This is a genomic window from Rufibacter sp. JT20002, assembly GCF_056491185.1.
Window position 1 is genome coordinate 18,027 of the sequence record NZ_JBSZJY010000004.1, and the last position, 22,254, is coordinate 40,280.

Here is a 22,254-nt window from a genome sequence, read left to right on the forward strand (position 1 = left end):
GCAGGCAGTGACCATTGGTCGCTGTCTGCTTCCTTTTTTTATACAGTTTCAGGAAAATGCCCCTAAACTAAAGTGCATGGGAGCTGCCCAGGAGTTGAAGGTGGTAAGGACGAGAAACTCTTTCAGGAGGGGGGCAGGAGGCTTGCCTTAACTTTCTAGGGATGCCTGATAGCGCCAACTCTCCTCTCTGAATTTGTTGTTCTGATGGAAAGTATGCGATAATTGTATCCTGGCCGATGTGGGGGATGGTTAAGATTAAGAAACAAGCGCGTATCGTTTATTAGATGCTTTATATATTTGAATAGGCTTATAATTAAAGAATATAGCAAATGTGCCATTTTAGGCAGTATTTTACAAAATAGCATTGGATTTTGATAAGTTTCTTTTTGTGATATTACCTGAAAGTACAATTTTAGTGCAACCGCTTAATTTTGCTCTCGTTAAAGAGTATATATAGAAGAAATAGAAAATAATTAAGGGTTAACTTATCCAACTGTACGAATTATGGCAATAACTATACTTTCCCCTCTTAACAAGTCTGCATAAAGCTTGGTGCTCTAATCAGCTTTGAAGCCGTAACGGCTTCCCTTTTACCCTTCCTCCCTGTTCTCCAGGGTTATAGATTCACTGTGTCTTAACAAAATCCTCTTTTACGATCCATTTTTTCCTATCATGAAAAGACCTATACTTTCATGGGCTGGCACCCTGTTGTTCATACTTTTTGGTTTGATCTCTCAGGCCCAGGCCCAATGCTCCGGAACCAAATCCGATGAATGCTTCGATTTTAACTTCAGAGGTGTTACCAAAAACACCAATGGCACGGTTACACTCTCCTTCGGTGTGAGGGTGAACTGCAACAAAGACCTTAGCCATGCCTCTTTTGAGTTGCCAAGTGGTGCCAAGGCTATCTCTGCCACTGGGCCTTCCAACGGATACGAGAACGGAACGAACAATCCTTTCTACTCTGTCAAGTTCAATACCGGCTCAGGATACAAAAACGGCAGAACAGCTGAATTTTCTTACACTATCTCAGCGGCAGATTTTGGCCGGATGACCACCCTCAGAGCTGAGGCGAAAGCATCTACCACCGTTGGGATCGTTTCCTTCGATGTGAAAAACTGTACGACTAGCGGCGGAAATGATGGCGGCGGCAACACCGGAGGAGATAACGGAAATGGCGGCGGAAACGGAAACGGTGGCAATAACGGCGGTGGTAACGGAAACGGAGGCGGCAACAATGGTGGTGGTAATAACGGTGGCGGCAATGGTGGAGGCGGAAACGGCGGTAATAACTGCAGCGAGTCTCAGCCAAGACCAATTGAAGGTCCTGCCAATCCATGCCCAGGCGAAATTGTAGAGTACTCCATCAAAAACGAATATACCTCTTATGTATGGGATGTGCCAAGAGCGCAGGACGGCAACCCGCCAGTGGGCTGGGAGATTGTAAGCGGCCAGGGTACAAACAAAGTAAGAGTGAAAGTGGGTATGAAAAACGGTACCATGAAAGTAACCGTGAACCACTCAGAATGCGGTACCAAAGTAGCCACCTTGCCTGTGAAACCTGGTAATGCCGTTACGGTCTCAATAGAAGGAGATAACAAGTTCTGCTCTGGCGATGTGCTGGTTTTCAAAGCCAAAACCGGTAAGATAAACGGTAATGGAAATGCAAACGGCAACGGAAATGGCCAAAACAAATCCCTGGACTTTGTTTGGGGTGTGCCAACAGGCTGGACCATCGTTTCTGGTCAGGGTACTAACACGCTTATCGTGAAAGCAGGGGCTAATGCCGGTAACGTATCGGTGATGGTGGCTAGCAACGCCAAAAAGAACAAAGCAATTTGCGCCTCAGGTGAAGCAGTAGTAGCCGTAACCCAAAAGCCAAACTGCAGCCCTTGCTCTAAACCAGCCTTGCAGGTTGATGCCCCAGGAGTGGTTTGCGCCTCAGGTGACAAGATCTACACCTTCGCGGTAGAAAACAGAGATCCGGCTGGAAAAGTGAAGTACCAGTTCTTCATGCCAGAAGAGTTCCAGGTAGTATCACAGGGCTATGGCTACGTGAACATCAAAGTGAACAATGCCAAACCAGACTCTACCCTGTATGTGACCGTGGTAGCTGTTAATGGAAACAACTGTGGTGCCGAGGCGGTTTGCCTGCCAGTGCAAGTGGAAGACTGCCCAACCGGACCTTGTACCTTGCCTAAAGTGGCTTTGGCAGCGCCAGACACGATCTGTAACCTAGCCGATGAGCCTACTACCATCAGAGTGGCGCAAATGCAGAATGGCGTAACCTACACCTTTAATGTGCCAGAAGGATTCCTGGTGCTGGAAGAAGGTCCTGGATATGTGACCGTAGTGGCCGTGCTTGATGAGTCAGAACTTGGGCAAGAGTTTACCTTCGGGGTGATCGCCACAAATGATTGCGGAAGCGTTCAGGCCCAGGCCGATGTGGTAGCAGCAGACTGCGGCGATGGTAATCCGCTGCCGGTAACGCTCACCAGATTTGCCGCCGTGTCACGCAACGGAGCCGTTGAACTCGCCTGGAGTACTGCTGCCGAGATTAACAACGACCGGTTTGAAATTGAGCGCAGTGCCAATGGCAAAGAGTTCAAGAAAGTAGGCGAAGTAAAAGGATCAGGTAACTCTACCGCTCTTGTAGACTACACCTTCACCGATCGCGGTGCTGCTTCTGGAACGGTGTACTACCGCTTGAAACAAGTTGACTTTGACAACGCCTTTGAATACTCTAAAGTGATCGCGGTGAGCCATGCCGCTGGGGCAGTCAACGAAGCAGCCATCAGTGTGTACCCTAACCCGGTAACAAACGGAAGAGTGGGCATTCGCTTCCAGAGTCAGGTAGAAGGGGCGGCAACCATCCGCCTGGCAGATGTGAGTGGCCGAGTGCTGCACACCCAGGAAGTGAGCAGTGTCACCTCAGATGTGGATCTGAACCTGACAGGCTTGAATCTGAGAGCTGGTATCTACATGCTGTCGGTGACTGCCAACGGACGCAGCACCACCCAGCGAATTGTGGTAAGATAAAATAGAATTGGATTGATAGGATGCTAAGCAGGCAGCGACTTCTGGTCGCTGCCTGCTTTTTTTGTTTCTGGGGTAATGAGTACAGGGTCATTTCCATTTGTTCATTTTTTGCCCATTTTTGAAAAAACAGTAATAAAGCAAATGGAAGTTGAAAAAGGGGTTTTCCATGATTTAGTAGTGGTGGAGTTTGCCAGTGTGCTGGCGGGACCTAGCGTTGGGCAATTCTTCGCAGAAATGGGCGCCGACGTACTCAAGATAGAAAGCCCTAAAACCAAAGGGGATGTCACCCGTCGGTGGAAACTTCCCTCAGAAAGTGCCACCACCACGGTGTCTGCGTACTTTGCCTCGGCTAATTGGGGAAAGAAATCAGTCTGCCTTGATGTATCCACGGAAAAAGGGAGAGAAGTAGCTTACCAATTGGTAAAGAAAGCCGATATCGTGCTGGCAAGCTTCAAACCCGGTGATGCCGAAAAGCTAGAGATGGATTACGCCACCCTCGCCAAGATCAACCCAAGGATGCTGTACGGGCACATTACCGGCTATGGCAGTGACGTGCCGCGGGCAGGGTATGATGCGGTGTTGCAGGCAGAGGCTGGTTTTATGTATTTAAACGGTGAGAAAGACGGACCTCCGGTAAAAATGCCAGTGGCTCTGATTGACCTGTTGGCGGCTCACCAATTAAAGGAGGCGCTGCTTGCCGGTTTGTACCTTCGTGAGAAAACCGGTCAAGGCCGGTATGTGGAAGTTTCTTTGTTGAAGGCAGCCATTGCTTCTTTGGCAAACCAGGCCACCAACTACCTAGTAGCCGGAAATTCTCCTCAGCGGATGGGGTCTGAACACCCCAACATCGTGCCCTACGGAACCATCTTCAAAACCTCTGACGGCAAAGAGGTGGTACTGGCTGTGGGAGATGACCGGCAGTTTAAATCGCTTTGTGCTGTTTTAGGAACCCCTGAGTTAGCGGAAAGGGAAGAGTACAAAACCAATCGGCAACGGGTTGTAAACCGGAATTCGCTAAACCAACTTCTGGGAGAGGCCATTGCCAGGCAACCGCAGCAGGATTTGTTGCAGGCGCTGATGGAAAACCATGTGCCCGCAGGAGCGGTGCATTCCATTCCCGAGGCACTGGCGCAGCCTTTGGTTCAGCCCCAGTTGCTGGAAAATGGGCAGAAAAAGCCAATGGGAGTGAGGCAAGTAGCTTTTACATCTGCAGATTACGTACCTTTGTCGCTTTGTTTTCCGCCGGGCTTAGGAGAGCATACCTGGCAGGTGTTGCAGGAGAAGGTTGGCCTTGCCCCCGCAGAATTGCAGCAACTGGCAAAGGACGGCGTGATTTGGCCCCAAACCTTAGAATTTAAAAACTAAAAGACGTTGCGGGAAGTACTATAGAAGATACTTTGCCCCGTTGGCACCGGAACATGTCTTACGAAATAGTACAATATGGAAGATAGAATTGAGACGATCTTTGAAGGGTTACGGCAGAAGTCTACCACAAAACAAGCAATCTTTAGAAATACCCGAGAAGTTTTTGAGCGCCTAAGGAGTTGCTCCATAGAGTTGGTGGACAGTCTTAGAAAACGAATCACTGAGGTAGATTCTAACGTGCTGGTGGAATACCGCAGCGTGAATGACTTTGAGTTCCATATCAAGTTCTCGGGCGATCTTCTCATGTTTGTCATGCACTCCAACGTAATCACCCTGCCCGAAGACCATGAACTGATGAAAAGCCGCTATGTGGATGAGGATTTCCGGCGGAGGTTTTTTGGGCACATCATGGCCTACAACTTCATGGCAGACTCTATCAAATACAACCGCCTCAATGACCCGGGTTACTTATTGGGCCGGGTGCTCATCAACATAGAAAACCACTTCTACCTGGAAGGGGTAAAGCAGCTGGACCTGACGTACAATGACATGGCCAAAAACGAGATCAATGAAGAAACCTTGAAACTTTTCATTGAAAGCGCCATGGTAGCCTCGGTGAACAATGACTTGATTGCCCCTGATGTGGAAGAGATCAGAAAAATCACCGTGAAGCAGAAACTGGAAGAGCAACAGGTAAGCACACCACAGAAAGTAGGTTTCTCCTTCAGTTACCAGCGAAAGCCCAACGTGTATTAGTCTTTATTGTCAAATAGCATATTCAAAAAAAAGCGGTTCGGCCCGGTGGGGTTTTAGTCCTTCCGGGCCGAACTGCTATTATGGTAGTGTACTGCAGGATATCTTTCTTTGTTGGCCTATGTTTGGACTTGTGTCTCCTTTAGGGCCAAATTGGTTAATTCAGTTTAGAAGCGTAAAGTCTCTGGAAAATTTAAGGGTTCGTTTTGAACTTGTTTCCAGAGAAACGAACCCAAAACGAATCCTTAACAAAATTGCTTTCTGCTGACTAGCGCTACACAATATCCGCCAGTTCCAGCCAACGCTCAGTTTTGGTTTCCACGGCAGCGTTGATGTCCTTAATGCGTTGGGCCAACTCGGCTAAGCGTACATGGTTTGCCGCTCCGGAGTTCATCTCTTCAGCTAAGGTTTCTTTCTCGGCTTCCAGTTGTTCTATTTCTTTCTCCAACTGGTCGTATTCTTGTTTCTCCTTGAAAGAAGCCTTTCTTTTAGGTGTGGTGTCAACAGGAGCGGCAACCGGGGCAGGAGCAGAGGCTATCGGGGCTGGCTTGACAATGGGCTTCACCTCATCCAGTTTCATGTTCTCCCGTTCTTTGGCCCACTCACGGTAATCGGTGTAGTTGCCGGGGAAGTCGCGGAGCTGGCCGTTTTCCTCAAACACAAACAAATGCTCCACCAGGCGGTCCATGAAGTAGCGGTCGTGGGAAACAATAAGCAGGGAGCCTCCAAACTGCAGCAGGAAGTCTTCCAGGATGTTCAGCGTCTGGATGTCCAGGTCATTGGTAGGCTCATCCAGGATCAGGAAGTTGGGGTTCTTGATCAAGACGCGCAGCAGTTGTAGTCTCCGTTTCTCGCCTCCGCTTAGCTTGCTAACAAAGGTGTATTGCTGGGCAGGCGGAAACTGAAAGTGCTGCAGGAACTGGCTGGCCGTAATGACCTCACCATTGCCCGTTTCCACCACTTCAGCCACTTCTTTCACCACGTCAATTACCCGCTGGTTTTCGTTAAATGTTAACTCCGTTTGGGTGTAGTACCCGAAAACGGTGGTCTGGCCGGCGATGATCTCACCGCTGTCTGGGGCCAGGCGGCCGGTAAGCATGTTCAAAAAGGTGGTTTTGCCGGCGCCGTTCGGGCCCACAACGCCCACGCGATCTTTCTTCCGAAAGATATAGCTGAAATCGTTCAGGACTACTTTGTCGCCAAACCGTTTGCTCAGGTGGTCAATTTCCAAAATCTGGTTTCCCTGCCGGGTGCTTTTCACGGACAGCTCTAGTTGGGTGCGGGTGTCTTTTTGGGTGGCTTTGTCCTTAATGTCGTAAAAAGCGTCAATGCGGGACTTGGACTTGGTTCCCCGGGCCTTGGGCTGGCGGCGCATCCATTCCAGTTCTTTTTTCATCAATTGGCGGGCTTTGCCAATCTCGGCGGCATTGGCTTCTTCCTGCTCGGCTTTCTTTTCTACGTAGTAGCTGTAATTGCCTTTGTAGGTGTATACCTGTCCACGGTCCAGTTCCGCGATCTCGTTGGCTACCTGGTCCAGGAAGTAACGGTCGTGGGTAACCATGAGCAGGGTGGTTTGCTCGGTGGTTAACAGGTTCTCGAACCACTCAATGGTTTCCAGGTCCAGGTGGTTAGTAGGCTCATCCAGGATAAGCAAGTCTGGTTCCTCAATCAGTACCCGGGCCATAGCCACGCGTTTCTTTTGTCCGCCCGAAAGGTGTTCTACCTGCACATCCAGGTTTTGGATGCCTAGTTTGCCTAAGATCTGTTTGGTACGCACTTCGTACTCCCAGGCGTGAAGCGTTTCCATGCGCTCCATCACTTTCTGCATGCGAGCATCTGAGGTGTTGGGGTCTTCAATGCAGGCTTCGTAGTCTCTGATGGCATCCAGTACTTCGGTCTGGCCCGAGAAAATGGCTTCCTGCACGGTGGCGCCCTCCGGGAATTCAGGCTGTTGCCACAGATAGCCCACTCTGATGCCTTTGCGCACGCTTACGGTGCCGCTGTCTGGCGGAATAGTGCCGGCTAAGATTTGAAGAAGGGTTGTTTTACCGGCGCCATTGGCGCCGATGAGCGCAATGCGTTGGCCGCGGTTAATGCCAAATATAAGGTTCTGAAAAAGCCAGCGGTCGCCGTAGCTTTTTGAGATAGAGTCTGCTGAAAGGTAATTCATGGCGCAAAGGTACGCAAACGGAAAGGGGTATGCCAGAGACGGTTCCTGTAAAAAGAGAAGAAACAAAAAAGGCCGGGAAACCCGGCCTTCTATGCTTTGTCTTTAACTCAATCAATCAAAAACCCTTAATGGGTGTGTCCGTGGTGCATTCTGGTGTTAGTAACTGCTCCGTGGGCAGGTACTACACGGGTCATCATGGCTTGCAACAAAATCACAATACCTACAATCAAATGCGGCAGGTATACATACTCATCGAAATTGAAGATCCAGGGAGAGGCGGCCAGGAAAATACCAATCAGGTAATCCATGTTCAAGTGCATGTTAGCAGACATGGCTCTGAAAACCCCTACTTCCCAGTTGGTCATCAGGTTTTGTAAAATAATCACGGCACCCACAATCACAGGTACCCAAGTCTCTGCTCCACCACGGTCAAAACCAAGGATAAATGGAGCTGCAATTAATAGTACACCCACTAGATAATCCATAATCCCGTGGGCACGGGTTGACATTACTTTCATTTTTATTCCTCCTTTTTTAGTTTCAACTTGTATGGTCTTTTACGCCCGTTATTTTTTGAATGTTGCGGAAAAGTGCATTTTTAATTTGTATTATTAAGGTATAGGTATAATTACGGATGATGTGGTTTATACTAACTGCCTTTGGTTTTTAAAGAATGAAAATAGCTGAAAATTGGGAGCGCCCCATAGGCGTGTTTGATAGCGGAATTGGTGGTTTAACCGTAGCTAAGGCCATTAAAGCGCATTTGCCGGAAGAGCAACTGGTCTATTTTGGAGACACCGCCCATCTGCCTTACGGCGACAAATCTACCGTTGCCATACAGGCCTATTCAGTGAAAATATGCGATCTGTTGATTAAGCAGAATTGTAAAATAATTTTGATTGCGTGCAATTCAGCGTCTGCGGCGGCGTACGAGTTGGTGCGCGAATATGTAGGCAGCAAGGCCCATGTTCTGAATGTGATTGACCCTGTGGTGCAGTATGTGGGCGAAAGATTTGCTCAAAGAACCGTGGGCTTGATTGGCACCAAACAAACAGTGCACTCCAATGTCTACAAAAAGAAGATAGATGACCTAAACGCCGGGGTGCGGCTGAAGTCGCTGGCAACGCCTTTGCTGGCTCCCATGATTGAGGAAGGTTTCTTCAACAACACCATCTCAGAAAGCGTCATCCAGACCTACCTGTCAGATCCGGCGCTGGACGGCATTGAGGCCTTGATCTTAGGCTGCACCCATTACCCGCTCATCAAAGAGCAGATCACGGCTTTTTACGGTGGCAGGGTAGGGGTGCTGGACGCTTCAGAACTGGTGGCGCAACACGTAGGCCGGGTGCTGACGCAAGCAGGCATCGCCTCAGAGAAGCTGCCCGGCGAGGCACACTTCTATGTGTCTGATTACACCGTTTCGTTTGAAGCCTCTACCCAGCTGTTTTTCCAGCAGAAGGTGCACTTAGAGCATTATCCGCTGTGGGAGTAGTTGCTTATGCGCGTTTTGGGCATACCTTTATTATCATATTTTCCGTTTACTTAGATAGAAACACGCCAAAAACGGCTGTGTATCCCCTTATATGAAAAAGCGTTACTTCCAGATTGGTGATTTCTCGCGCAACGTGCTGTTGGTGAGCGCCGCTGCTTGCCTTGGATTATCTTCCTGCTCCGATAATCGCTCTGCCCAGAATGAAACCTCCACCGAGTGGAACGCCGGCGAGAGTGCGCCACAGTACAGCCAAGGCGTTATTACCGAAATGACTGAGATCAGCCCTGATAACTGGCGGATCACCGATGAACGTCCGGCTGGCGCTGGGCAAGTCATGGCAATTTTAAAACATAACGATGGTAAGGTAGATACCCTGCAAGGCCTTGAGCTGGAACGCCAGATGCAGCAGTACTCCCAGGCTTATCCTCAGAACGGCTCCGGATTCGGGCTGATGAACGTGCTCATGTGGAGCGGCATCGGGTACATGGCCGGCCGCATGATGACGCCTAACCGGGCGTACTACGCAAATCCCAGCACCTTGCAGCGGACAGAATCTTGGCGTCAGCAAACCGCCGTGGAGCGCAGCCGGGGAGCCCAGGCCTTTCGGGGGACCACAGGCGCGTACAGTCGTCCTTCTTCTTCCGGAAATATCCGTTCCTCGCGTCCTACCAATAGCCGTTCCGGTACGTTTGGCACCAGATCAGGCGGAATGGGCAGATCAGGGTTCGGAAGTTAAACTAACCTGAGGTTCTTGCCAGTTACTTTACAATTACCCTTCGCTTTAAGGCTCTTTCTCCTAAATAGGGCCTAAAGCGCGGGAGGGTTTCCAATTATCTTTTATTCTTTTCTAAACCGTTGCAAAGCTATGCCAGATACAGCGCTTCCTGTCAAATTAATGCCGCACCACGGCGATGTCACCAAAATGGTACACCAAATGGGATGGGAGTGGGTAGTAGAGGAAGAATGCCAAACGTATCTGTCTGGCGAAGCAGTAGTTTTAAGCCAACCCGCCGCCGATGACCTGATAGAGGCTGCCTCTTCGCTGTACCAGATGATGGTGGAAGCCGTGCCGGAGGAGTTGCCGGATGATTTCCTGCGCAAACTAGGGATACCAGAGCGGATTTGGCGCGCCGTTCGCCACTCCTGGAACGATGAACGTCATTGGCACATCTACGGCCGCTTTGATTTTGCCCAAACCCCAGAGGGCGTGAAGTTGCTAGAATTCAACGCTGATACCGCCACCGCTATCCCCGAGACGGCCGTGGTGCAATGGGCCGGGCTGGCCGCCGCCGGTAAAAACGAGAGCCAGCAGGCGAACGGGTTGTATGAGGCGCTGGTAGATCAGTTCAAGACCTGGCAGGGCCTGAACCCCGAGTTAGAGCCGGCGCTGCTGCTCGTGTACCTGGGGGGCAGCAAAGAAGATTATACTAACTGTGAGGTTTTGGCGCAAGCCGCCCATGAGGCTGGTTTTGATACCCACATCTGCCCGGTAGAAGAAATGGAACTGTCTACGCTGGGGGCGGAGCGGGGAATATGGGCGCAGATTGGCGCCGAGCAGTGGCGCAGGTTCCCGTTCCTTTTCAAACTGGTGCCCTGGGAACTGTTTGCCCAACTGGAACCTGAACTGTGTACTGATTTGATTGATCTGCAGTACTCCCGCAGTGTCATCATCGCCAATCCGGCGTATTCGCTTATTTTCCAGAGCAAAGGCATGTTGGCCTGGCTTTGGCAGCAATTCCCTTACCACCCGCTGTTACTGAGAACAGAGTTTCAGCCGTTTTCCGGGAAAGCGGTGGAAAAACCCATCTTTGGCAGGGAAGGCCAGAACATCCAGGTGCTGGAAAATATAGATGTTTCTTCCACCTCGGGCGAGTACGGAGACCAGCCTCGCGTGTACCAGGCGTGGGCCGAGTTGCCGCAGGATACCCAGGGCTATCGGTACCAGGCAGGCGTTTTCTGGGCCGGCGAAGGTTGTGCTATTGGGTTCAGGCGCGAAAAAGGGATTATCACCAACCTGTCTCAGTTTGTGGCGCACGTGGTAGAGTAGAACCGCTATGACCGAAACCAGCCCCTTGATCTTGTTGGCCAGTGCCCGGAAAGAAAGCGACACCAGGCTGTTTCTTCAAAAGGTTTTCCAGGAAACGCCGCACCAGATGCTGGACCTTCTGGACTTCAAGATAGGGCCTTATCGGTATGAAAATGACTACTCCGAGGAAGATGAGTTCCTGAAGGTGATAGACCACATTATGCGCCACCAGGTAGTGGTTTTCGCTACGCCAGTCTATTGGTACGCCATGAGCGGATTGCTGAAAACGTTCTTTGACCGCCTCACCGATCTGGTAACGGTGCAAAAACCGCTAGGCCGCCGTCTCAAAGGCAAAATCGTCTTTCTGGTAGCCGTGGGTGCCGACTCAGAACTCCCCGATGGCTTTGAGGTGCCCTTTAAACTGACTGCCAAGTATTTGGATATGAAATTCGGAAGAACCCTGTACGCCCCCACTGAGGAAGTGGAAACGGATATTTACCACCTGGGCGATCACCGGGAGTTCCTTCGCGAAATAGAGGATGCGATGAAGGGAATCAGCTGAACTTCTTGCCTTCGGTGATGCGCTCCACCGTTTTCAGGATACGGGAATCACGGGTTTCGGTACGTTTGGCTTCGGTAACCCAGCGCACATACTCTTTGCGGTGCGTGTAGGCCATCTGCTCAAATTTTTCCAGTTGTTGGGCCTGGGTTAGGGCTTGTTTCAGGTCCTCCGGAATCACAATCACACTGCGCTCGGTTGACTTGGCGGCGGCACCTGATTTTAATTGCGTGGCCGCTCGCAGGTACTCCACCAATACTTCTTCGTTTACCTGGGCGGCTTCGGTATACTTGATGCTGCGCATTCCTTTGGCATCCTGGCTGCTGGTAAACACCCCGTGCGGATCTGGCACTAACGCCCCTTGAAAAAACGACAAGCTTACGTGCTGCTTGAACACCCCCAGGCCGCATACCAGACCCGGACCGGCTTTCTCGTACACGGGCACACTCCACTTCCAGGTGGCTTTCAGCTCTGGGTCTGCGGCGGCGATGGCGTTTCTTATCTTCTCGCAGATGGGCTGTGCAAAGGCGGGAGCATTCTGGAAATAGCTTTCAATCTTCTGCTCGTTCTGTTCTGGAGTCAATTTTGAGGTGGCCATGGATCTGGATTCAGGAGGTGTAAGAAAGGGTTTGTTAGGGCTCTGTTTTAAAAAAAGGGCTTGAAAAGACTTACCAACGGGCAGCTTTGAAACCCGCCACGGTAAATAGCTCAGAAGGCAAGGTTTTAGGGAAACGCATGTTGTAGTACACCTCATGCAGGGTCTTGGTGCCGTTCAGATAAAATGTGAGATCGGTGGCAATCCAATTGCCTTTTACATTTTTGTAGCCTTTCAGGTCCACGGCATTCTGGCGGTCGCCGGTTTGCCTAACCGTTCTCAAAACCCAGAGTTTCTCCTGGTCAATAATAAAATGGCTGACGTTCTCATTCAGGGAAGTAGCACCTACCACATACACTTTTTTGCCTTGCCATGTGGTGGCAAAGACTTTGGACAAATCAAAACCAGCTTCCTGCATCTGGCCAATCGAACGCTCCACCGGCTGGTGGTAGACATCAAACCCCAGCACCAACACCTCGTGCACCCGGCGCATCCGGTTTTGCAGGGCATTGTCTTTGAACACATACTGGCTATCTTGAGAGAATAGGGCGCCGTTCCCTAATTCAAACTCACCAAACTTAATGACCAGTTTGCCGGGGAAGGCAATAGCTTCATGCCACACCAGGGAAGAGGAGTCGGTAGGGGTTTTGTAACTGACCGCGGTTTGGTCAAACGTGAAATAAGGGTTAAACTTGCCGGCGTACCGGTCATGCATCTTTTTCAGAACCTCCTGGCCGGTGAGTGCCGGAGCGGGAGACCCAAACAAGGTGGAAAAGAAAAGCAGAAACGGCAGAAGCAAGTGCAGGAGCATAGACGGTTTCAAAAGTGAGGACCGAAAATAAATAGATTATTTAGTTCTTGAAAATTGATACCTGCCTACGCCGCCATTTCCTTGTTCCCTTTTGAGCCCTTTTCCTGCAAAACGCCCCTAAACTACCTGGCCTGCTTTTGTAGCTGTCACAGGTCAACGTTTCTCCTACCTTTTTCGCACCAAAAAGAAGCATGGAGATACTAGGGTACTTGGCGGCATTATTGATTGGCGGCACCTTGGGCCTGACCGGCAGCGGCGGCTCTATCATAACCATGCCTATTCTGGTGTATCTCATCGGCCTGAACCCGGTACTGGCTACGTCCTACTCCCTGTTTGTGGTAGGCGCCACCAGCTCCATTGGAGGTTACCGCTTTTTCCGGAAAGGCCTGGTGCACGGCAAGACGCTGGTGACTTTTGGGGTGCCGTCTCTTCTGGCTATTTACCTGACTCGCTTATACCTGATGCCTGCTCTGCCTCACCAGTTGTTCAGGGTAGGAGGGCTCATGGTGACAAAGGAGATCCTGGTGATGGTGCTGTTTGCGTTGCTGATGGTGATCGCCTCTTTGGGGATGATCAAGAGCAAAGAATCAGCGGAAGAAAACGACCAGTGCCGTGAAGGTGTTCGTTATGGACAGGTGGTGATCCAGGCCGGGCTGGTGGGGTTGATTTCAGGGTTGGTAGGGGCCGGGGGCGGCTTCCTGATTATTCCAGCTTTGGTTTTATTGGTGCGTCTGGATATGAAAGTGGCAGTGGGAACGTCTTTGGTGCTGATTGCCGCCAACTCCATGGTAGGTTTCCTGAGCGACTTGGTTCATTATACCTTTAACTGGGGGTTCCTGCTAATGTTTACTGGATTATCAGTGGTGGGCATATACATAGGAAGCGCTTTTGCCCACCAAATAGATAGCAAAGCCCTGAAGAAAGGCTTCGGGTGGTTTGTGCTCTTGATGGGCATTTTTATTTTTATAAAAGAAATTCTGGCGTAACATAGCCATATGACCATCAGCGCCAGGCAGTTTTTTATAGTAAGTTGAATCTTAGTATTCCGGAAAGGGAAAGAACATGAAAGTAGAACAGATATATACCGGCTGTCTGGCCCAGGGCGCTTATTACATTGAAAGCAAAGGTGAGGCGGTAATCATTGACCCGTTGCGCGAGATTAAGCCTTACCTGCAAAAAGCTGAGAAGGACCAGGCCACCATCAAGTACGTGCTGGAAACCCACTTTCACGCTGATTTCGTGTCAGGGCACGTGGATTTGGCTAAAGCCGCCGGTGCCCAGATTGTGTACGGAGCGGCGGCCCAGCCTTCCTTTGAAGCGTACCTGGCCCAGGATGGGGAAGTACTCACCGTGGGTGAGATAACCATTCAAGTACTGCACACGCCCGGACACACGCTGGAATCTGTCACTTACCTCTTGAAAGATGAATCAGGTAAAGACTACGCCATTTTCACCGGTGATACTTTGTTCATTGGTGATGTAGGCCGGCCTGATTTGGCCGCCAAATCTGACCTGACGCAGGAGGAGCTGGCCGGCATCTTATATGATTCGCTCCGCACCAAGATTATGCCTCTAGCCGATGATGTGCTGGTGTACCCCGCTCATGGAGCAGGCAGTGCCTGCGGCAAGAACATGAGCAAGGAAACGTTTGACACCTTGGGCAACCAGAAAAAAACCAACTACGCCCTGCGGGCTGATATGACCAAAGAGGAGTTCGTGAAAGAAGTAACCGATGGATTGCTTCCGCCGCCGAGCTATTTCCCGTTGAACGTCCAGCTAAACAAACAAGGTTACGCCAACATTGAAAACGTGCTTACGCAAGGCTTGCAGGCCCTTTCACCCGAAGCGTTTGAAGCTGTGGTCAACGAGACTGGCGCTTTGGTGCTGGATACCCGTAAAGCCGCTGATTTCGCGCGGGGTCATATCCCCAATTCCATCAACATTGGGCTGGACGGCAGCTTTGCTCCATGGGTAGGAGAACTTATCCCAGATATCCAGCAGCCTATTGTGTTCGTGGCAGATGCCGGCCGCGAGGAAGAAGTAGTGACACGTTTAGCCCGCGTAGGTTATGACCAAACCCTTGGCTTTTTACAGGGTGGTATCGCTAGCTGGGTTACAGCTGGTAAAGAAACAGAAACGCTGGCGTCTATCTCGGCCCAGGAATTTGCCCAACGTTTGAAGACCGGAAATCCTGTGGTGATAGACGTGCGGAAGCCTAGTGAGTTTAGCGCAGAACACGTGGAAGGTGCCTTGAGCATGCCGCTAAGCTCCCTCAATGATTACCTGGCAGAAATCCCGAAAGAAGAGTCGGTGTACGTGCACTGCGCGGGTGGTTACCGGTCTATGGTGGCGGCGTCTATCTTGAAAGCCCGTGGCTTCAACAACCTGGTAGACGTGGCGGGCGGCTTCAAAGCCATTGCTGAAACGGATGTTCCTAGAACAGCTTTTGTGTGTCCTTCAACTTTGGGGTAAGAATCTCACTAATTAGTTAAGATATCTGGTCGTCCCCCTTTGAAGGGGGGAGGGGGATGATTGCTCGTGCAGATCATCACGTTCAAAGATTTTGTAGGGGAATCCCTTGTGGTTGCCCTTTTTAATTTAAGTTAAACCTGTTTACCTTGAAGCAAGTGCTGTTTGTTTGATTGGTACGGCTTTGTCATCCCCCAACCCCCTTCAAAGGGGGACGATCAGATAAAGAATGGTTGATACCTACAAGGGCAACCACAAGGGATTGCCCCTACATCACCTCTGCAATATGTTTTAAAGTCCCAGAGCCATTCTGCTTTCGGGCAGGATTCTCAAAATCAAGCCAAAAACAGCTATTCTGATTTCTGTTTCGCCAACAGATACCCTGCACCCAAAGCAGCCAGCATCACCAGGGAAAACGGACCTTCGTTGAGGCGGAGTCTTCCTACGGAGGGGATTTTCTCAGGGAACTCGGCGTCCATGCCTCTTGCCCCTGGAAAAATGAAGCTACCCGCCTGGGCAAGGTAGAAGATGGCAGGTAGGAGGGCGCCGGCTTTCAGATTCATGTTTTGGTCACCGTCATTTTTCTGGAGCAGGTACAGACTGCTGGATCCTAACAAGGTTCCGGTGAGAATGGTCATGGCATCATGGAACTTGGCGTGCGGCGTCCAATTGTCGTTGAAGAGGTGGGTTTTGTTCCAGTCCATCAGGAAACCACCTACTGTGGTAAAGGCGGCCACGGCTTTCAGGAGGGTGCGTCCGGCGACAGTTGTATTCATGTTTTAAAGAATTAGGGGCAGAGCGTATGCCTTTCAGGGATACGAAGCCAACAGCAGGTGGTTCCGCGTATCTGTCTTGGACGGACTTACGAACCTGGCTGGGCAATGCCCCGCTATCCGGCAGGTTACCACCGGGCAAACTGCTTTTAGGCTGATTTCTCAAAATGGGCCGGGAAACAGTGCCGGAAAGAAAGTAAATTGCCTTTTGTTTCGCGATGCGAGTGAACCCACGAGACGTTAGTACCTGAAATCTGCTTCCCATGTTCCAAACTACCAAAGCCCCCTTGCCGGAGCGCATGCGCCCGCACAACCTGGATCAGTACGCCGGTCAAAAACACTTAGTAGGCCCTAAGGGCGTGCTGCGGCGGTATATAGAGGCGGGCATGGTGCCGTCCATGATTTTCTGGGGACCGCCGGGCGTGGGCAAAACTACCTTGGCCGGGATCATTGCCGGGCAACTAAAAGTGCCGTTTGTGGCCATGAGCGCCATCAATGCCGGGGTGAAAGACATAAGAGATGTGATTGACCAAGCGCGCAAACGGCAAGGCACGGTCTTGTTCATTGACGAGATTCACCGGTTTAACAAATCACAGCAAGATGCCCTGTTGGGGGCGGTGGAAAAAGGAACCGTAACCTTGATTGGCGCTACCACCGAGAACCCTTCGTTTGAGGTAATTCCCGCCTTGCTTTCCCGGTGCCAGGTGTACATTCTGAAATCACTAGAGAAAGAGGAGCTGGTGGAGCTGGTGCAGAAAGCCTTGACCGAGGACGAGATTCTGAAGAAGCAAAACATTGAGGTGCAGGAATACGAGGCGCTGCTCACCATTTCGGGCGGCGATGCCCGCAAGTTGCTCAACCTGCTGGAGATTGTGATTGACGGCAGTGGGGTGCAGGAAAAACTTGTCATCACCAATGACATGGTGAAGCAGATTGCCCAGCAGAACCTGGCCTTGTATGACAAAGGCGGTGAGGCGCACTATGACATCATCTCGGCGTTTATCAAATCCATGCGCGGTTCAGATCCCAATGCCACCATTTACTGGCTCGCGCGCATGATTGAAGGGGGTGAGGACCCCAAGTTTATCGCGAGACGGATGTTGATCATGGCCTCGGAGGACATAGGCAACGCCAACCCTACGGCTATGATCATGGCCAACGAGTGTTTCCAGGCGGTGAACGTGATCGGGTACCCCGAGTGTGACATTATCCTGTCGCAGTGCGCCATTTACCTGGCTACCTCGCCCAAGAGCAATGCGGCGTACAAGGCCATCAGAAGCGCCCGGGCCATGGTGCGGGAGCAGGGAAGTCCGCCGGTGCCCTTGCATCTGCGCAATGCGCCTACCAAGCTTATGAAGGAAATTGGCTACGGAAACGAATACAAGTACGCCCACGATTACGAAGGCAACTTTGTGCCGCAAGATTTCCTGCCGGATGAACTCAAAGGCACCATTTTCTTCAACCCCGGCAACAACGCCCGCGAGAACGAGATGCGCAAAAACCTGCGCAACCAGTGGGGTGAGTGGTATAGATATTAGTAGGGGCAATCCCTTTTAAAACAGAAGCGGGAAACCCTAAGGATTGCCCGCTTTTGTTTTAGAGCTGTTTCTGAAAAACTAAGCCAAAAGATTGAGTAGAACTTCTTTGGTGACCGGTTTTGTCAGGAAACCCGCTATAGGATACTGGGCTGACCGCTCTTTGTCGGCGGGGTTAAGCGAGCTGCTGCACATGTACACCTTGCTTTGGCCCAAATCAATTTTGTTTTCTTGGGTAATTTGCTCCAGAAACTCAAAACCGTTCATCACAGGCATTCTAATGTCCACAAAGATCAAGGCGGGTAGCTTCTTCTCGCCGCTGGCAGCGAGTTCCTCTAGTTTGTCTATGGCTTCGCGGCCGTTGCGGGCGGTGATGATCTCTTTTCCTATGCCGGCTTTCTTCAGGTTTATCTTGGAGATAAAGATCCAGTTGTCGTCGTCATCCACCACCATGACGCTTTCAATTTGTTGTAATTTTTCCGGGGTTGCGTCCGGTGCTTTCTGTTCCTCCATCTTTTAGGGGATAATGATAGACTACTTGTTCAACAAAGTTAACAGGTTTTTAGTCAGCCACCTGCAGGTACACCCTGAACTCGGTGCCTTGTCCTTCTTTGCTATCAACCTCAATCCTGCCATTATTGTTTTCAACTATTCGTTTCACCATGAACAGCCCTACGCCGGTGCCCTCTACGTGGTCATGGAAACGCCGGAACATAGTGAACAACTGGTCCTGCTGGTCCGTGCTCAAGCCCAGGCCGTTGTCTTTCACTCGTAGAACAACATGCTGATCTTCTAACCTCGTCTGGATCTGGATGCTGCATTCCCGGTTCGGGGACTGATATTTAAGAGCATTGCTGAGCAGGTTGTACAAGATACTTCTAAAGTACTTTTTAGAAAATCGGAGCTGCGGCACCTCAAAATCAGTGTGGATGTGGCACGTCTGGATGTGATACGAAGAAACCAGGTCTGCCTTGATGTCTTCGTACACTTCCTGCACTTCTATGGATTCTTCCAGCAGGTTCTCTGGATTGGTGTTCTGTAGTTTGCTGATGTTGGTGAGGTCCTGGATGGTGCGTTGCAGGCGGCTCACCGAGGTGATGATCCGGTTCAAAATGTCTTCTGTGTCGGCATCAAAGCAATCAGTCTCCGTTAGTTCTTCTTTCAGGAAGCCTATCAGGGCTTCAATGGTGGTGATGGGGGAACGCAGGTCATGCGAAGCGGTATAAACAAAGTTATCCAGGTCGGTGTTGGTCCTGACCAGCTGGGCATTCTTCTGGGCCAGGGCTTCTTCGGCCTGTTTCAGGTCAGTGATGTCAATGGAAGAGCCAATGTAGCTGTATAGGTCACCATTAGGCAGATAACTGGGCGCACCCTGCGAAAGCAGCCACCGGTACACGCCGTCATGCCGCCGCATGCGGTGTTCTATGGTGAAAATGCCTTGGTTCTGGATAGCCCCACCCAAGTTTTGGATGGCCAGGTCTACGTCATCTGGGTGCACGTAGGGAATCCAGTTGTCCCGGAGAGCGGTCTCATAGCCAATACCTAAGAAAGAAAGGTAGTAGGTATTAACATACGTGAGTTCGGCCTCTGGACTAATGGCCCACACCATGTTGGGGGCGGCGTCTGCCATAATCCGGAACCGTTCTTCGCTTTCCTTTACCGCCGCTTCCATTTCTTTGCGGGCCGTGATGTCTCTGGTGATGGCCAACAGATGGGGTTCATCGTTCAGCAGTAAACCCACTACCCTTGTCTCTACCGGAAAAATGTGGCCATCTTTTCTTTTGTGCAGGGTTTCAAACTGCGGAATGGTTTCTTGCTGTGCTTTGGCAAAAAGCTGCTTGAACGTTTCCTCCTGGTACATAGGTTCTACCTCTGCCACCCGTAAGCCGAGAACTTCTTCTTCTGAGTAGCCCCAGGTTTCCAGTGCTTTTTTGTTCAGGTAGGCAAATGAGCCGTCTTCGCGCATCAACGCAAAAGAATCCTGGGCCTGGTCTACGATGAACTTGAACCGCCTTAACTCCTCCTGGCTGGCTTCTACTTTCTGGCGGGCCAATACCTGCTCCGTTACGTCCTGCGCCACATGGATTACCCCGGTTACTTTCCCGCCTTCAATGAGGGGAGTGTAAGAGACATTTATGTAATGCTTGTTCAGTTTACCCCCATCCAGGAGATTGATTGGCACTTCATTGCCTTTGAAAGATTCACCAGTCTCAACCACGCGTTTAGCAATGGCTAAAATAGGTTGGTCTTCCACCTCGGGCAAGACTTCTATCATTTTCTTGCCAAGCACCTCTCCTGTTTTCTCTTTGCCCATAAGAAGCAACATGGGGGCATTGATACTTTCAATGATCACATCTGAGCCCCGGGTTAACGTAAAGGCCACCGGGGCCTGTTCTACCATGTGCCGGAACCTTGATTCACTTTCCGCTATTTTATGACTGGTAAGGACCTGTTCGGTGACGTCAGAGGTGGAGTGAATCAGGTAACGTACTTCTCCTTCTTTGTTTAGAACCGGCTTGTTGCAGGCAGACCAGTACCGCTCTTCAAATTGGCCGTCTATGAGGGGTAGGTCATAGCGTACAATGGGCATATAGTCTGGCTTCTTTAAGGAAAGGGCTTTGTGGAGGGATTCTTTCAGCGCCAAAGGTCCTTTGGCGGTCTCAGCCTGGGGGTTTTCAGGAAATGCCTCAAAAATGCTTCTGCCTACTACTTGGTGTCTTTCTTTGCCCGCGGTTTGGAGAAATTCATCACTCACCTCCAGAATGGTGAAATGGGGAGGATTAGGTTGTGCCACCAGGAAGCTACCCGGAAGAGCCTCAAAAGTCGCCTTAAAGTCTATTGCGTTTTCTTGCTGGGGATTTGAATCTTGGTGGGGCATATACTGCAGTAATGACGAGCTATTTAGTTTGCTTTCCTATTCTTCTGGGAGAATGAAGCGGTTAAGCGCCTACTCTTTCCAGAAGAAGGGTACGAACAATTCAATAGCAACGATGCCGCAAGTTCAAAACGCTGATTTTTGGGCTTAGCCCAGAATCTCTTGTAAGACCTCTTTGGTAAGGGGTTTGGTAAGGAAACCAGCAATGGGGTAAAGGGTGGCTCTCTCCTTGTCTCTTGAACTAAGGGAACTGCTGCAGATATACACCTTGGTCTGGCTCAGGTCAATTGGATCTGTTTTGGTGGCCTTTTCCAGAAACTCAAAGCCATCCATCACGGGCATGCGGATGTCCAGCAAGATCAGGTCCGGTACTTTATTATCTCCGGTGGCACTTGATTCCCGAAGCTTAGTAATGGCCTCCAGCCCGTTTTTGGCGGTAAGAATGCCGTTTACTATTCCCATTCTTTTCAGGAGAAGTTTTGTCACGAAAATCCAGTTTTCATCATCGTCTACTATCATCACAGAAGGTACCTTCTGTCCATTTTCTGGGTTTGCGTCTGTTGCGTGCTGCACCTGCATTGCTGTTGGGTATTGAATAAAGTGAATCTGTTAAATAGGAGAAACTACATGGCTGCCTGAAGGTACACCTTGAACTCGGTGCCTTCCCCTTCTTTGCTTTCTACCTCAATCTTGCCGTCTGCATTGTCTACTATTCGTTTCACCATGAAAAGGCCAATGCCAGTGCCCTCTACGTGGTCATGAAAGCGCCGGAACATGCCGTACAACTGCTCCTGTTGTTTGGCGTTTATCCCCAAGCCATTATCTTTTACCCGTAATACCACATAAGGTTCTTCTAAACGGGTAGTTACCCGGATGATACAATCCCGGTTTGGGGCCTGATATTTAATGGCGTTGCTCAGGAGGTTATACAAGATGCTTCTGAAGTTCTTCTTGGAGAAGTTGAGTTGCGACACCTCAAAATCGGTATGGATAAAGCAGGTTTTCTGTTTGGAGGGGTACTCCAGGTCTGCCATGATGTCTTCATACACCTCTTTGATGTTAGTGACCACGCCGTCTATTTCCTCCTCGGCCGAGGTTTTCTGGAGTTTGCTGATCTCTGACAGGTCTTCAATGGTTTGCTTAAACCGATGGATAGATTCTACAATCCTATCCAGGATCTCCTGCGTTTCTTCAGTGAGGGAGTTTGACTCCTGTAGCTTTTCTTCCAGATACTGCGCCAACGCCTCTATGTTGGTGATAGGGGACTTTAGGTCATGCGAGGCCGTGTAGATGAAGTTGTCCAGGTCATTGTTCGTTCTCTGGAGTTCATTGTTTTTTCGCTCCAGGGCATCTTGCTGCCGCCCGGCTAGTTTGTCTTGCAGTTCTTTCTGTTTGGTAAGGTCTCCCGTGATTTTGGTAAAACCAATGTGCTGGCCGGCTTCATCATAAATAGGCGTAAGGGTGACGGAGGCCCAGAATAGGGACCCATCCTTCTTTTTGCGCCAGTCTTCGTTTTCAAAGGAGCCGTTTTCCAGGGCCTTGCGCAATTCTTTTTCTGGGTAACCGGCCTGCTGATACTCATCTGGGTGCAGAATTCCGTAAAACTGGCCTACTATCTCTTCTTCGGTGTAGCCTTTCAGGCGCTCCGCACCCTTGTTCCAGGTCGTGATAATCCCGTTGGTATCGGTGGCGAAGATGGCATAGTTCTTTATCTGGTTTACAAAAAAGGAGTTAATGCTGTCTGCGGAATAGATAGGGGCCATAGGTTTTATACACAAGTAAAAACACAGTA

The 22,254-nt window shown here is 50.3% G+C and carries 19 protein-coding genes; 10 read left to right on the top strand and 9 right to left on the bottom strand.

The annotated features are described in order from the left end of the window. Window positions 1-672: 672 nt before the first annotated feature. The 3 genes from ACW9SV_RS17010 to ACW9SV_RS17020 all read left to right on the top strand — a co-directional run bounded on the left by ACW9SV_RS17010 (window position 673) and on the right by ACW9SV_RS17020 (window position 5,160). Window positions 673-3,039, top strand: coding sequence for a T9SS type A sorting domain-containing protein (locus ACW9SV_RS17010; protein ID WP_479557963.1), 2,367 nt, complete (start codon window positions 673-675; stop codon window positions 3,037-3,039). A 141-nt stretch (window positions 3,040-3,180) separates the two neighbouring features. Next, entirely contained in the window at window positions 3,181-4,404 is a 1,224-nt protein-coding gene (locus tag ACW9SV_RS17015; protein WP_479557964.1) for a CaiB/BaiF CoA transferase family protein, read from the top strand. Window positions 4,405-4,479: 75 nt separating this feature from the next. Continuing rightward, window positions 4,480-5,160 carry a hypothetical protein gene (locus ACW9SV_RS17020; protein ID WP_479557965.1) on the top strand — a complete coding sequence of 227 codons (681 nt, stop codon included), beginning with the start codon at window positions 4,480-4,482 and terminating at the stop codon, window positions 5,158-5,160. Window positions 5,161-5,431: 271 nt separating this feature from the next. Here ACW9SV_RS17020 and ACW9SV_RS17025 read toward each other — a convergent pair whose 3' ends face one another. Both ACW9SV_RS17025 and ACW9SV_RS17030 read right to left on the bottom strand, forming a co-directional pair. Next, entirely contained in the window at window positions 5,432-7,327 is a 1,896-nt protein-coding gene (locus ACW9SV_RS17025; RefSeq protein ID WP_479557966.1) for an ABC-F family ATP-binding cassette domain-containing protein, read from the bottom strand. 125 nt (window positions 7,328-7,452) lie between these two features. Continuing rightward, on the bottom strand, window positions 7,453-7,845 hold the full coding sequence (locus ACW9SV_RS17030; protein ID WP_479557967.1) for an SPW repeat domain-containing protein: 393 nt from the start codon (window positions 7,843-7,845) through the stop codon (window positions 7,453-7,455). 155 nt (window positions 7,846-8,000) lie between these two features. On the opposite strand from ACW9SV_RS17030, the gene murI reads away from it, so the two are divergent. From murI to ACW9SV_RS17050, 4 genes are all read left to right on the top strand, one after another. Then, the gene (gene murI / locus ACW9SV_RS17035) at window positions 8,001-8,819 is read left to right on the top strand and encodes a glutamate racemase (RefSeq protein WP_479557968.1); all 819 of its coding nucleotides are present in this window, start codon (window positions 8,001-8,003) and stop codon (window positions 8,817-8,819) included. A 91-nt stretch (window positions 8,820-8,910) separates the two neighbouring features. Continuing rightward, window positions 8,911-9,555 (top strand): Cj0371 family chemotaxis-regulating polar lipoprotein, encoded by a 645-nt coding sequence (locus tag ACW9SV_RS17040; RefSeq protein WP_479557969.1) that lies wholly within the window; start codon window positions 8,911-8,913, stop codon window positions 9,553-9,555. Window positions 9,556-9,684: 129 nt separating this feature from the next. Beyond that, window positions 9,685-10,866: a glutathionylspermidine synthase family protein gene (locus ACW9SV_RS17045; RefSeq protein WP_479557970.1), complete on the top strand. Its 1,182-nt coding sequence runs from the start codon at window positions 9,685-9,687 to the stop codon at window positions 10,864-10,866. Between the two features lie 7 nt (window positions 10,867-10,873). After that, window positions 10,874-11,407, top strand: a complete 534-nt coding sequence (locus ACW9SV_RS17050) for a flavodoxin family protein (protein WP_479557971.1) — start codon at window positions 10,874-10,876, stop codon at window positions 11,405-11,407. On the opposite strand, the gene ACW9SV_RS17055 is transcribed toward ACW9SV_RS17050, so the two are convergent. Continuing rightward, complete coding sequence (locus ACW9SV_RS17055; protein ID WP_479557972.1) at window positions 11,400-12,002, bottom strand: DUF1801 domain-containing protein; 603 nt, start codon at window positions 12,000-12,002, stop codon at window positions 11,400-11,402. The two genes, ACW9SV_RS17050 and ACW9SV_RS17055, sit on opposite strands and share 8 nt — an antisense overlap. Window positions 12,003-12,072: 70 nt before the next feature. Then, on the bottom strand, window positions 12,073-12,810 hold the full coding sequence (locus tag ACW9SV_RS17060; RefSeq protein ID WP_479557973.1) for a hypothetical protein: 738 nt from the start codon (window positions 12,808-12,810) through the stop codon (window positions 12,073-12,075). A 191-nt stretch (window positions 12,811-13,001) separates the two neighbouring features. Between ACW9SV_RS17060 and ACW9SV_RS17065 the strand changes: the two genes are divergently transcribed. Beyond that, window positions 13,002-13,796, top strand: a complete 795-nt coding sequence (locus tag ACW9SV_RS17065) for a sulfite exporter TauE/SafE family protein (RefSeq protein ID WP_479557974.1) — start codon at window positions 13,002-13,004, stop codon at window positions 13,794-13,796. A 76-nt stretch (window positions 13,797-13,872) separates the two neighbouring features. After that, the gene (locus ACW9SV_RS17070) at window positions 13,873-15,282 is read left to right on the top strand and encodes an MBL fold metallo-hydrolase (protein WP_479557975.1); all 1,410 of its coding nucleotides are present in this window, start codon (window positions 13,873-13,875) and stop codon (window positions 15,280-15,282) included. Between the two features lie 347 nt (window positions 15,283-15,629). Here the strand turns inward: ACW9SV_RS17070 and ACW9SV_RS17075 are convergent, their stop codons facing one another. Further along, window positions 15,630-16,055 (bottom strand): DUF6640 family protein, encoded by a 426-nt coding sequence (locus ACW9SV_RS17075; RefSeq protein WP_479557976.1) that lies wholly within the window; start codon window positions 16,053-16,055, stop codon window positions 15,630-15,632. A 260-nt stretch (window positions 16,056-16,315) separates the two neighbouring features. Between ACW9SV_RS17075 and ACW9SV_RS17080 the strand changes: the two genes are divergently transcribed. Then, window positions 16,316-17,590 carry a replication-associated recombination protein A gene (locus ACW9SV_RS17080; protein ID WP_479557977.1) on the top strand — a complete coding sequence of 425 codons (1,275 nt, stop codon included), beginning with the start codon at window positions 16,316-16,318 and terminating at the stop codon, window positions 17,588-17,590. A 78-nt stretch (window positions 17,591-17,668) separates the two neighbouring features. On the opposite strand, the gene ACW9SV_RS17085 is transcribed toward ACW9SV_RS17080, so the two are convergent. The 4 genes from ACW9SV_RS17085 to ACW9SV_RS17100 all read right to left on the bottom strand — a co-directional run bounded on the left by ACW9SV_RS17085 (window position 17,669) and on the right by ACW9SV_RS17100 (window position 22,225). Next, window positions 17,669-18,100 (bottom strand): response regulator, encoded by a 432-nt coding sequence (locus ACW9SV_RS17085; protein ID WP_479557978.1) that lies wholly within the window; start codon window positions 18,098-18,100, stop codon window positions 17,669-17,671. Window positions 18,101-18,149: 49 nt separating this feature from the next. Next, on the bottom strand, window positions 18,150-20,465 hold the full coding sequence (locus tag ACW9SV_RS17090) for a PAS domain-containing sensor histidine kinase (protein ID WP_479557979.1): 2,316 nt from the start codon (window positions 20,463-20,465) through the stop codon (window positions 18,150-18,152). A gap of 144 nt (window positions 20,466-20,609) precedes the next feature. Next, complete coding sequence (locus ACW9SV_RS17095) at window positions 20,610-21,041, bottom strand: response regulator (RefSeq protein WP_479557980.1); 432 nt, start codon at window positions 21,039-21,041, stop codon at window positions 20,610-20,612. Between the two features lie 44 nt (window positions 21,042-21,085). Beyond that, window positions 21,086-22,225, bottom strand: coding sequence for a sensor histidine kinase (locus ACW9SV_RS17100; protein WP_479557981.1), 1,140 nt, complete (start codon window positions 22,223-22,225; stop codon window positions 21,086-21,088). Between the last annotated feature and the right edge of the window lie 29 nt (window positions 22,226-22,254).

Excerpts from the sequence above, each read along its gene's own strand:
- ACW9SV_RS17045 (WP_479557970.1), top strand. The coding sequence starts at position 9,685 with ATGCCAGATACAGCGCTTCCTGTCAAATTAATGCCGCACCACGGCGAT.
- ACW9SV_RS17010 (WP_479557963.1), top strand. The coding sequence starts at position 673 with ATGAAAAGACCTATACTTTCATGGGCTGGCACCCTGTTGTTCATACTT.
- ACW9SV_RS17055 (WP_479557972.1), bottom strand. The coding sequence starts at position 12,002 with ATGGCCACCTCAAAATTGACTCCAGAACAGAACGAGCAGAAGATTGAA.
- murI (WP_479557968.1), top strand. The coding sequence starts at position 8,001 with ATGAAAATAGCTGAAAATTGGGAGCGCCCCATAGGCGTGTTTGATAGC.
- ACW9SV_RS17075 (WP_479557976.1), bottom strand. The coding sequence starts at position 16,055 with ATGAATACAACTGTCGCCGGACGCACCCTCCTGAAAGCCGTGGCCGCC.
- ACW9SV_RS17100 (WP_479557981.1), bottom strand. The coding sequence starts at position 22,225 with ATGGCCCCTATCTATTCCGCAGACAGCATTAACTCCTTTTTTGTAAAC.
- ACW9SV_RS17030 (WP_479557967.1), bottom strand. The coding sequence starts at position 7,845 with ATGAAAGTAATGTCAACCCGTGCCCACGGGATTATGGATTATCTAGTG.
- ACW9SV_RS17065 (WP_479557974.1), top strand. The coding sequence starts at position 13,002 with ATGGAGATACTAGGGTACTTGGCGGCATTATTGATTGGCGGCACCTTG.
- ACW9SV_RS17025 (WP_479557966.1), bottom strand. The coding sequence starts at position 7,327 with ATGAATTACCTTTCAGCAGACTCTATCTCAAAAAGCTACGGCGACCGC.
- ACW9SV_RS17050 (WP_479557971.1), top strand. The coding sequence starts at position 10,874 with ATGACCGAAACCAGCCCCTTGATCTTGTTGGCCAGTGCCCGGAAAGAA.
- ACW9SV_RS17060 (WP_479557973.1), bottom strand. The coding sequence starts at position 12,810 with ATGCTCCTGCACTTGCTTCTGCCGTTTCTGCTTTTCTTTTCCACCTTG.
- ACW9SV_RS17015 (WP_479557964.1), top strand. The coding sequence starts at position 3,181 with ATGGAAGTTGAAAAAGGGGTTTTCCATGATTTAGTAGTGGTGGAGTTT.
- ACW9SV_RS17080 (WP_479557977.1), top strand. The coding sequence starts at position 16,316 with ATGTTCCAAACTACCAAAGCCCCCTTGCCGGAGCGCATGCGCCCGCAC.
- ACW9SV_RS17040 (WP_479557969.1), top strand. The coding sequence starts at position 8,911 with ATGAAAAAGCGTTACTTCCAGATTGGTGATTTCTCGCGCAACGTGCTG.
- ACW9SV_RS17090 (WP_479557979.1), bottom strand. The coding sequence starts at position 20,465 with ATGCCCCACCAAGATTCAAATCCCCAGCAAGAAAACGCAATAGACTTT.
- ACW9SV_RS17095 (WP_479557980.1), bottom strand. The coding sequence starts at position 21,041 with ATGCAGGTGCAGCACGCAACAGACGCAAACCCAGAAAATGGACAGAAG.
- ACW9SV_RS17020 (WP_479557965.1), top strand. The coding sequence starts at position 4,480 with ATGGAAGATAGAATTGAGACGATCTTTGAAGGGTTACGGCAGAAGTCT.
- ACW9SV_RS17070 (WP_479557975.1), top strand. The coding sequence starts at position 13,873 with ATGAAAGTAGAACAGATATATACCGGCTGTCTGGCCCAGGGCGCTTAT.
- ACW9SV_RS17085 (WP_479557978.1), bottom strand. The coding sequence starts at position 18,100 with ATGGAGGAACAGAAAGCACCGGACGCAACCCCGGAAAAATTACAACAA.